At 41.7% G+C, this 2,112-nt stretch carries 4 protein-coding genes; all 4 read right to left on the bottom strand.

The window, feature by feature from the left end; all coding sequences use genetic code 11:
- Positions 1–80: 80 nt before the first annotated feature.
- Positions 81–428, bottom strand: a complete 348-nt coding sequence (locus tag AK963_RS28120) for a transposase (RefSeq protein ID WP_066018613.1) — start codon at positions 426–428, stop codon at positions 81–83.
- Positions 429–598: 170 nt separating this feature from the next.
- Complete coding sequence (locus AK963_RS28115; RefSeq protein ID WP_066018612.1) at positions 599–865, bottom strand: DUF6953 family protein; 267 nt, start codon at positions 863–865, stop codon at positions 599–601.
- Positions 865–1,059, bottom strand: coding sequence for a YodC family protein (locus tag AK963_RS28110; protein ID WP_066018611.1), 195 nt, complete (start codon positions 1,057–1,059; stop codon positions 865–867). The genes AK963_RS28115 and AK963_RS28110 overlap by 1 nt, the downstream gene beginning before the upstream one ends.
- 211 nt (positions 1,060–1,270) lie before the next feature.
- On the bottom strand, positions 1,271–1,903 hold the full coding sequence (locus tag AK963_RS28105; RefSeq protein ID WP_066018610.1) for a hypothetical protein: 633 nt from the start codon (positions 1,901–1,903) through the stop codon (positions 1,271–1,273).
- Positions 1,904–2,112: the final 209 nt, after the last annotated feature.

Raw genomic sequence — 2,112 nt, 5'->3', positions numbered from 1 at the left:
TCCTCTCGATTGGTCATGGCGCTGCTCCCTGCTTGATACCAACAGGAAAACAATCGGCCAGAAAAGGGTTAATCGGGAGGTCAAATTAAACTGGTGTTTTGAAGACTTATTACATCGGTGATGACACGAGTCTGGCCTTTGGCTATCAGCTGAGGAACAAAGTCACCATTTCGATCTCTGGGGACTTTGACTTCGACCTCACCAAAATCCCCTTTGATATTCTTTGAGGTGCTGCCGTTGCGGCTGTTGCCCGTGTTATGGCCTTCAGGCGAGTATTTGGCATAACCCAGATGCTCTTCCAATTCAGCGGCCATAACACGTTCAACAGTCGCCTTAATAAGTAAACGGCTGAAGTCGGCAAGATCATCCTGAGTTTTAATCTGACTGGCTATTTGATCTACCAGTTTTTCGTTGATTTCAACGCTCATTGTTACTCTCCATTTTGGAGTATTAACGACAAGCGTTTACACAAATTAAATTACATTCTCGCGAGCAACGCTACCACCAAACCTAAACCATAACACCGTAAACACAAAACCCAACGATGGCAACAAAAATGCCTAGCGTTGGGAATCACTCTTAAATGCTCTGTTAGGCTTTAGCCCCTTGCATCACGCCTATCTTCGTCTTCTGGTACTCTAAAGCGCCAATATTTATCTGGTTTTACCCAAACAACTGAGCTTTCATTCAATTTTTTGAATGCGTTTAGCACTGGACGCCCAATAACTAAGTTGCCGTCAGTATTTTCTCGAAGTAGTTCTTCTTTCTGGTTTTTTACCAAAAAATCAACCACATCATCCTGATATAAACAACCATCTGTATCCAACATGCTTTGCATCCAAAGGGCAACAGATTGGATATCCATTAGTCTTCTACAACAACTAAAGAGTCATGAGGGAAAACCCCACGCTCAAGCTTCTTACCTGCAAACCATTGACACTCATATGTGCCTTTCCAGTTCTTATCGTAATCACGCTCTTCTGATTTGATAGTCATTTTTGGACCGCCGGATTTCAAAGTTACAATTTTGCCGACTTCGTACATATTGTCTTCGTTCATATTGACCTCAAATGAAACACAGTTAATAGCAACAGTACTTATATGGGGATTGGATATAAAAAGACAATAGATGCACAATTGAAATTGTGAAGCCTAACGCTCTGTTAAGGTGTGAGCAACGTAATACCGAAGCCGCCGCAGACCACCTTAAACACTGAACGCAACGCATAGTAAAAATGCCACGCGTTGCGAATCACTCTTAAACAGTTTGTTATACCACTTCATGACGCAGGTTAGGTTTCAAATAGTTTTCAACAAGCGCTATTGCTTCTAGTAACTCTTGCTTGAACTCATCTGGCTCTTCACCTAACTCGTCATACATGATGTCCCTTTTCTTTTTATCTATGTTTAAGATGGCATCTTTTTGCCCCTCATCAGCACTGGGATCCATAAGAACAAGATGGTGACGAACACGGTTGAATAATTCATGTTCTAGGGAATAAATAGATTTGAACAACGTGTTTAGTTCATTACCCCATATAGCTTCCGCTTCAAGTTGATCTGCATATAAGGATGTACGCTGCTCCTGAACTTTCTCCCACCTATTTTGATAGGCTTTAGAGATACCATAATAACGAATGTCATCTGGACTCATACTCTTCGCTTCATCTTCAGATGGATGGGGAATTTCATATGAAAACATAGCAGGATGTCGTACTCCGTTTATTGCATCACGATACTTGAATAAGCTGACTAGTATCCTACGCGACAATTCATACTCCGATTGACCTTTTAGTTGGCGACGCCACGTTCCTAGACCTTTGATCGCAACAACTGCACCGGAGATAGCTGCTCCAGTCAAAGCCACATCTTTAATTAATGTAAACACCTCTAATCCAGTCAAGTTGACCTCCTTGTGGTATAACAGTGGTTTAAACGAACCGAGTTCGCATAACACGCTATATATTTTACTGCCCTGTATCTAACAATACTCCGGACACTATTATGCAGCGATAGCACCATAGCTACTTAGCTCCTCATAAGTATTCATGACTTTTTCGTCATTCATTGCCAAGCCTAACTTCTCAAAAACTCTGTGCATCAGGTTCTGAT

The organism is Endozoicomonas atrinae (assembly GCF_001647025.1).
Taxonomy (GTDB): Bacteria; Pseudomonadota; Gammaproteobacteria; order Pseudomonadales; family Endozoicomonadaceae; genus Endozoicomonas; species Endozoicomonas atrinae.
This window is presented reverse-complemented; position numbering and strand designations above follow the sequence as displayed.

What these genes read in the sequence shown, in the direction of transcription:
- AK963_RS28120 (WP_066018613.1), bottom strand. Translation starts at nt 428, where the DNA reads ATGAGCGTTGAAATCAACGAAAAACTGGTAGATCAAATAGCCAGTCAG.
- AK963_RS28115 (WP_066018612.1), bottom strand. Translation starts at nt 865, where the DNA reads ATGGATATCCAATCTGTTGCCCTTTGGATGCAAAGCATGTTGGATACA.
- AK963_RS28110 (WP_066018611.1), bottom strand. Translation starts at nt 1,059, where the DNA reads ATGAACGAAGACAATATGTACGAAGTCGGCAAAATTGTAACTTTGAAA.